Annotated in this window: 6 protein-coding genes and 1 pseudogene; 1 reads left to right on the top strand and 6 read right to left on the bottom strand. The window is 64.1% G+C overall.

The annotated features are described in order from the left end of the window. The 5 genes and pseudogenes from EOA49_RS13695 to EOA49_RS13675 all read right to left on the bottom strand — a co-directional run. Positions 1 to 228 (bottom strand): annotated as a pseudogene (locus EOA49_RS13695) (EamA family transporter); the annotation flags it as partial. Between the two features lie 137 nt (positions 229 to 365). Beyond that, positions 366 to 935, bottom strand: coding sequence for an EF-hand domain-containing protein (locus tag EOA49_RS13690; RefSeq protein WP_245460646.1), 570 nt, complete (start codon positions 933 to 935; stop codon positions 366 to 368). A gap of 135 nt (positions 936 to 1,070) precedes the next feature. Further along, positions 1,071 to 2,222 carry an FAD-binding oxidoreductase gene (locus EOA49_RS13685; protein ID WP_127240201.1) on the bottom strand — a complete coding sequence of 384 codons (1,152 nt, stop codon included), beginning with the start codon at positions 2,220 to 2,222 and terminating at the stop codon, positions 1,071 to 1,073. Positions 2,223 to 2,246: 24 nt separating this feature from the next. Beyond that, positions 2,247 to 3,566, bottom strand: coding sequence for an aspartate aminotransferase family protein (locus EOA49_RS13680; protein ID WP_127240202.1), 1,320 nt, complete (start codon positions 3,564 to 3,566; stop codon positions 2,247 to 2,249). Between the two features lie 88 nt (positions 3,567 to 3,654). After that, entirely contained in the window at positions 3,655 to 5,145 is a 1,491-nt protein-coding gene (locus EOA49_RS13675; RefSeq protein WP_164746721.1) for a winged helix-turn-helix domain-containing protein, read from the bottom strand. 175 nt (positions 5,146 to 5,320) lie between these two features. Between EOA49_RS13675 and EOA49_RS13670 the strand changes: the two genes are divergently transcribed. After that, complete coding sequence (locus EOA49_RS13670; RefSeq protein ID WP_127215219.1) at positions 5,321 to 6,037, top strand: class I SAM-dependent methyltransferase; 717 nt, start codon at positions 5,321 to 5,323, stop codon at positions 6,035 to 6,037. Positions 6,038 to 6,214: 177 nt separating this feature from the next. Here the strand turns inward: EOA49_RS13670 and EOA49_RS13665 are convergent, their stop codons facing one another. After that, the gene (locus tag EOA49_RS13665) at positions 6,215 to 7,120 is read right to left on the bottom strand and encodes an alpha/beta hydrolase (protein WP_127240204.1); all 906 of its coding nucleotides are present in this window, start codon (positions 7,118 to 7,120) and stop codon (positions 6,215 to 6,217) included. Positions 7,121 to 7,261 lie beyond the last annotated feature (141 nt).

Here is a 7,261-nt window from a genome sequence, read left to right as displayed (position 1 = left end):
CATCGCGCCGTGATGGCGATGCACGATGGGCAGCAGGATGGCGCAGGCGAGCGCAAGCCGCCAGAAGCAGAGTCCCCAGGGCGGCATTTCCGGCGCCACCCATTTGGCCGCGATATAGACGCCGGCCGACAGCAGCCAGCACAGCACCGCGGCCGGATAGCCGGAGAGCGAAGGTACCGAGGCGGCGGCGGACTGTTCGGCCGGATGAGCTATCGGCACCGCCTGCATGTCATGCCCCCGTTCAAAGAACGTCAGCGCCCAAGGATGGCGGCAATATATCTCAATCCCTGGCCGTCACATATATGCGCTTCCATGGACAGCGGCGGCTAAGATGCTTCGCTCTGGCTGGATGTGCTTCGGCGCCGCTACCGCATGCGCCCGCCACCGGAGCCATGCATGAACGACTGCAGCTCGTCCAGGTCGAGGCTGCCGTCGCCATCCTCGTCGGCGGCGTTGAAGATCCTGCCGACGATATCCTGAACTTCGCCCTGCGACAGTGCGCCGTCGCCGTCGGCATCCACTATCGCGAACATGACCTGCATACGGGCGCGGTGCATCATGCGCGGTCCCATCCGATCAGGCCTGCCAGCCATTCTGTCGTCGTCCCGCCGCGCTTGTCTGTCTTCGCGGTGCCAACGTCCGCCATGCCGGGGTCCCTGTTCAGCCGAACGATCTTCCTGCAGCTTTTCCTGGAGCACGTCGTCGATCATCCGGCGGATCATCTCGCGCGTCGGACCTGCGGGTTGAGCATTGGCTTCCGGTGTCGCGGTCGGTCCGGGCTTCTGCGGAATCGGCGTGGGCTCCGGCGCAGCACTTGTCTGGGCAAGGACCGGGAAGCTCATGAATAGCAAGGCAGCAGCGGCGGCTGTGGTTCTGTACGGAAGTTTCATCGGGTTCTCCCTTGAGCTGTGACTGTCTCTCAAACTGAGATGCACAACCAACCTGCTCTCGATCCGATGGTTCCGCGCGAAGCGCCGACGGCCCAAGATATGTTTCGAGCCTGCAGAATGCCGGCGCGCTCCTAGGCGCGTGACACGGACTTCGACATCCCGCCAAGCTCCATCGCTCAATCACCTAGGAGCAATGTTTCGCGCTGCCGACGGCAGCAGGCTCTCGGTGCCGGGCGCGGAAACCGGGGCGCCGTGAAGAACCCAGTCGGCCGCGATCTGCCCGATCACCGGGGCCAGCTGAATGCCGTAGCCGCCGGCGCCGGCGGCGGTCACCAATGTCGGCTCGGAAGCATCGATCGGGCCGACGAAGGGGCGATGGTCGGCGGTCACGGGGTAAAGGCCGGCCCAACCCCGGCCAAGCCGCGCGCCCGGCAGATCGGGCAGCCGCTCAAGGAGAAGCTCCGCCAGTCTGACCTTAGATCCTTCCTCGCACTGGTCGTTATAATTGTCGGGATCCTCCGGCGCGAGCGAGTCGACCTTGTGAATCTCGGCGATCAGTTCGGTGCTTTTCTCATGGCGGAAATTGAGGCCGCTTCCCTCGCCGTTTACCAGATCCATGACCATCGGCATCGTGTAGCCGAGCGGCTCGTCGAGATGGATGACGACCGCCTCGTGACGCTCGGGCCAAATGTGCAGGCGCTGGCCGAAGAGTTCGGCCACCTGCGGCGACCAGGCTCCTGCCGCATTGACCACGACATCGCAATCGATCGGATCGCCGCTGGTCTCCAGCGTGTAGCCGCGCGCTCGCCGCCTTACCCCCAGCAGCTTGCGATACTGGCGGATTTCGCCGCCCTGGGTGCGGACCGAATGCGCCAGGAAAGTGCACATCTCGTGAGGGTCGAGGAAGCCATTGTCGGGCCCGAACAGCCCACCCTCCAGCCCACCCGGGTTGATATGCGGCACGAGTTCCGTGAGTTCGTTCGCACGATAGAGTCGGGAGCGCAGGCCGGCCTCTTCCTGAATTTCCACCGACTTTGCAAACAGTTCCATCTGCTTCTGCGTGCGCGCCAGCCGCAGATAGCCGATATGGTTGAAGCTAAGCCCCTGGCTCTCCCATTGGCGGAAGCGGCGCAGCGCATGAACGCGAAGCATGATCTCGAACGGATCGGTAAATTGCGATCCGACCACGCCGACCGACCTGCCGCTCGACCCGGAGGCGATCGACTGGCCTTCAAGCACGGTCACGCGCGCGCCCTGTTCGACAAGGTGGAGGGCCGAGCACAAACCCAACGTGCCGGCGCCGATCACCACCACATGAGGAGAAGCTGTCATCCGTGATCCTCCTGTCGGCCTGTCTCAGGACTGGCGAGCGATCTCGCCTAGGGTCTCGTCGATCGCCTGCAGAATGGCGCGGGCGTCCGCCTCGGTCATCGGTGTCGACAGCGCGAACAGGCCATAGCTGGCCGACAAGACGCCGCGGCCAAGCAAGCCCTTGTGGAAGGCATCGAGCTTCTTGCGTTCGGCCTGGCCGGGATAGACGGAGCGGTAATCCGTGACGGGATGCGACGTGAAATGGACCTTGAAGAGCGAGCCCAGGCCGACGCATTGGCCGGCAAGACCATGCTTGCCCAATGAGGCGGCGATGCCGTCGCGCAACAACGCGCCGAGGCGATCGAGGTGGGCAAAGCTTTCCCTGGTCAGCGCCCGCATCGCGGCCAGCCCGGCGCGCATCGTGACCGGGTTGGCGGTGAAGGTGCCGCCATGCGGCAAAGCGGGCTTGCCCTGGGTCGGATCGAACACCGCCATGATGTCGGCCCGGCCGCCGACGGCACCCACGGGAAAGCCTCCGCCGATGATCTTGCCCAGCGCCGTCAGGTCTGGCCCGATGCTCCACAGCCCCTGCGCGCCCGAATAGCCGAGGCGGAACGAAATCACCTCGTCGAAAATGACCAGCGCACCCGCCGCATGGGCGATCTCGACCATGGCGTGCAGGTAATCCTGCCGCGCAGGAATGAGACCGGCGCGGTTCGGCATGGGATCGATCAGCACGCCGGCAATGGTATCGCGCTCAGCGGCGAAGACCGCGCGCAGCGCTTCGCTGTCGTTGAAGGGCACGGCGATCACATCGTCCAGCACCCCGCGCGGCGTGCCCCTCGCATAGGGCGTGGAATTCGGCATGTCTCCCCAATTGGCGGGAGTACTGTCAAGGCTGACTTCGGCGAAGTCGTAGGAGCCGTGATAGGCGCCCTCGATCTTGACGATTTTGGGCCGTCCGGTGAAGGCGCGCGCGGCCTTGATGGCCATCATCACCCCCTCGGTCCCGGAGTTGGCGAAGCGGATCCGGTCGACCGAGGGCAAGCGCTCGACCAGCAGCTCGGCAAGCTCGATCTCGCTGACCGTCGGCGCACCGAAGGCCGTGCCGAACGGCAGCTGGTCGATCACCGCGGCGGCCACATCCGGTTGCGTGTAGCCATGGATCATCGAGGTGAAATTGTTGATGCAGTCGTAATAGACGTTGCCGTCCACATCCCAGACCCTGCACCCCTCGCCTCGCGAGGCATAGATCGGAAACGGATCGACAAAGACCGTGGTGCGCGTGTTCCCGCCCGGCATCACCTTCCTGGCACGTTCGAACAGGGTCTTCGACAGGGGCATTGCGTCTGGATAGTGCGGCATGGTTCGATCGTATGGCTTTGTTGGCGCAGTGCGCAATCGGCCAGGCGAGGCCTGCGACGTGACCACCAAGACCCAATTGAAGCCAAAGCTAGGCCAACCCCGCCATGCGAAGTCCGCTGATGTAGAGAGCGCGCTTTTCGGGCCTGACGATGGGGTGGTGCTCGTCGACCCAGGCCACCGAGAGGTTCGGCTGTAGCCGCAGGGCCTCCTTCAACGCCGCGGCGGCGGTGGCGACATCGCCGGCAAGGGCAGCCGTCGCCGCATAAGTCCGCCAAGCGGTGCCGAAAGCCGGCCGAAGCTGAACGGCCCGGCGCTCCAGATCGGCCGCCACATCGAACCGTCCCGCGGTGAAGTGGCAGATACCCATGGTGGAAAAGATCGCCGCCTGAATGAAATCCCGCGGGCTGAGCCGCGCGGCAATCGCCAGGTGATGCAAGCCATCCTCCGCCATGTCGCCATAGCCATAGGTGGAACCCAGAATGCAGTGCGCGAGCGAGAGCCCAGGATTGCGCTCGATCGCCTCCAGCAATTCGTCTACCGCCGAGCGAAAATTTCGCGACACCATGTGCACATAGCCGGCCGAAAGATGCGCCCAGGGATCGTCCTGATCGCGCACGACCGCCGCTTGTGCCCTCATCAAAGCGGAGGCCAACAGCTCACGGGGTTTCGGCGTCAGGCCAAGCGCTGCCCGCGCGCCGGTCGTCCAGGCAAGAAGGCTGTTGGCGCGGGCATAATCGGGATCGATCTCAAGCGCCTTGACGAGCAGACCCTCGGCCATGTCGAGGTCTTTCTCGGATCCCCACGTCCAGACATGGGGCATGGCCTTCATCACAAAGCCCCAGGCGTCGAGCCTCTCGGCGGGACGGCTATGCAGGCGCAGACGCTCGGCTTCGTAAAGCTGGGGCTCGATCGAAGCCATGACCTTGTGGGTGATCTGGTCTTGCAACGCCAGGAAATCGCCGCTCTCGACATCGAAGCGTTCCGCCCACACCTGCGTACCCGCGCTGGCATCGCTCAGCGTCGCCGTGATCCTCAGGGCCTGCCCGGACTGGCGCACGCTGCCCTGCAGGACGTAGCGGACTTTCAACTCGCGGCGCAGGCGATCGAGCTCGATGTGCTGCGGGTCATAGGCAAAGGAAGAACTCCGGTCACGCACATGCAGACCTCGCAACCGCGACAGGCCGGTGATAATGTCCTCCGACAGGCCGTCGGCAAAGTAGGACTTTTCGGGATCGTCGCCGATCAGGCGAAAACGGGTCACCGCGATGGACGGCCCTTCGTCCGATTCGGCTGCACCGTTTCGCGTATCGCTTGCGTCAAGCCGCACCTCGCCGGTCAGCCGGTAGCCCACGCGCGCGACCGACAGGATCGAATGCGAGGCGTCGGGTCCCTCGCCCAGGACCTTGCGCAAGGCGGCGATCTGCACCGACAGGTTGCCCTCCTCGACCGCCAGTCCGTTCCAGGCTGCATCGAGCAGTTCGTCCTTACCGACCACGACTCCGGCCGAGCGCAGCAGGCGCTCCAGAAGCAGCATGGCCCGGTAGCCTACCGAAATCGGCACTCCGCGTCGGTAAAGCATTCCCGCTCCCGCATCGAGCAAGAAAGGACCAAAACTGTAGCGCCGCTCCTCCATCAGCTCACGCTAATGCAATGAGGCGTTTTTTGGAAGTTTTCGGAAGTTTTAGCACCTCGGTTCGCTACATTTAGCGGCCCGCATTTCACCTTGATTGCTCCTGACCGAGAGGAGCGATCCCATGACCGCCGCCACCAAGATCGAAGTTGCCGTGCCCCCCTCTGCCCTGTTCCAAGAAATGTGGGGCATCTATCGCAAGGTTCTGGACAACAACTACCTGTTTCACCGTGAAGCTTATGCGGTGCTTCGCCAGTTGCTGCAAAACCAACGCCCTGGCTTCTCTTTCCTGGACCTTGCATGCGGAGACGCCTCGTTCAGTGCGGCTGCCTTGGAGGGCTTGCCCGTCGGTCGCTATGTCGGCATCGACCTGTCGCGGACAGCGCTCGATGAGGCAACCGCCAATGTCGCCGGTCTGTCATGCGCCGCCGAACTGCGGCGCGGGGATTTCGTAGAGTGGCTGACCGCGTCGGAGGAGCCTGTCGATTTCGCCTGGATCGGCCTGTCCTTGCACCATTTACGCTTCGACAAGAAACTCGAGGTCATGCACCAGCTGCGGCGCCTTGTCGGCCCATCCGGGACGCTTCTGGTCTACGAGAACACATGCAAAATGTGGGAGAGCCGGGCCGGCTGGATGAGACGATGGGAACGGCAGCGCAAAGATTTTTCAGCGCTCAGCAGCCTCGAATGGCTGCTGCTCGCCACCCACGTGCATAGCATGGATTACCCTGAGACGGCGTCTTCCTGGCGGAATCTTGGCCGGCGGGCCGGCTTCCGCGAGGTGCGTGAGCACTACAGGAGTCCTTCGAACCTTTTCCGGTTGTTCAGCTTCAAGGCTTAGCGGCTCGCGGCCGACAACTTCGCGTCGACGAGCCGGGCTCGGCGAACTCACACGCGAACCAAAGCTCTACCTGAATGGTCGAAATGCAGGGCGCGAGTGGGCGGGACATCGAGCTGCCAGGCGCGGCATCAAAGCGGTCAGGTCGGGAACATGCCAATCCTGCCTGGCCGCCGGTGGCTACACAAATTCGCGGGCAAACCTGCCCGCGCTCAGAAGCGCGCGCCGCCCGGCGCTCAATTGCGCATTCCAGACCGGCCACGCATGGATCATATGCGGCCAGATTTCGAGGCGTGCCTCGACGTCCGCTATGCCGGCGGCCTCGGCGAGCCGCGTCGCGTCCGACAGCAGCGTCTCGGCGGAACCGACCTGGATCAGCATTGGAGGAAATCCGGTCAGATCGGCAAATAAGGGCGAGATCAGCGGATCGCGCCGGTCCACATCATGCGGAACATAGGCGCCCGCCAATTCCTCCAGATAGGCCCGGTGGATGATGGGGTCGATCGCGTCCTTGGCTGACAATGTCGTGCCGGACATCGAAAGATCCGTCCAGGGCGAGACCAACCAAAGGCAGCCGGGCAACCGCTCGCCCGCCGCGCGCAACCGGCAGACCAGTGACAGGCTGAGATTGCCGCCGGCACTGTCTCCGCCGACAACGATCCGATCCGGCGCGATTCCTTGCTCGGCGAGGAAGCGCCACGCCGCGAGCGCGTCTTCGTGCTGCGCGGGAAAGGGATGTTCCGGGGCGCGCCGATAGCCGACCGCAAGCGTGCGCATTCTCATTGCCCGGCCGGCCTCTGTCACCATTCGACGATGGCTTTTGATCGAGCCGGAGCAGTAACCGCCACCATGGAAGAAGAGCAGCACCTTGTCCGTGCCGGACCCGGGCGCCAGGGACCACTCCGCGGCGAGGCCGTCGAAGACCACCGCCGCGCATCGTATATCGCCCGCGACCGGCCAGGACGAGCCGACCTCGTCGAGCCGCGCCCGGCGTTCATCCCAGCCCACCGGCCGCGGCCTCGACGCCAGCAAGGCACGAATGGCGTTGATTTCCTGCAGATCGAGGTTTTCGCCCGCACCGCTCATTTCTACGCCCCACGACCAAGCGCGCCGCGACTAGGAGCGCTTTGAGCTTTGGCAACGGAAATCGTTGGGATAGTCGCTGGATGTGTCAAGCTGCGTCAGCGAATTCGCCCATGGACTATTTGAATTGATCGGCATGGCACC

This window comes from Mesorhizobium sp. M1A.F.Ca.IN.020.04.1.1, from assembly GCF_003997315.1.
GTDB lineage: Bacteria > Pseudomonadota > Alphaproteobacteria > Rhizobiales > Rhizobiaceae > Mesorhizobium.
The sequence above is the reverse complement of the archived record's forward strand: the minus strand, read 5'-3'. Positions and strand labels throughout refer to the sequence as shown.

Coding starts and splice junctions, on each gene's coding strand:
- EOA49_RS13685 (WP_127240201.1), bottom strand. CDS start 2,222: ATGACAGCTTCTCCTCATGTGGTGGTGATCGGCGCCGGCACGTTGGGT.
- EOA49_RS13680 (WP_127240202.1), bottom strand. CDS start 3,566: ATGCCGCACTATCCAGACGCAATGCCCCTGTCGAAGACCCTGTTCGAA.
- EOA49_RS13675 (WP_164746721.1), bottom strand. CDS start 5,145: ATGCTTTACCGACGCGGAGTGCCGATTTCGGTAGGCTACCGGGCCATG.
- EOA49_RS13670 (WP_127215219.1), top strand. CDS start 5,321: ATGACCGCCGCCACCAAGATCGAAGTTGCCGTGCCCCCCTCTGCCCTG.
- EOA49_RS13665 (WP_127240204.1), bottom strand. CDS start 7,120: ATGAGCGGTGCGGGCGAAAACCTCGATCTGCAGGAAATCAACGCCATT.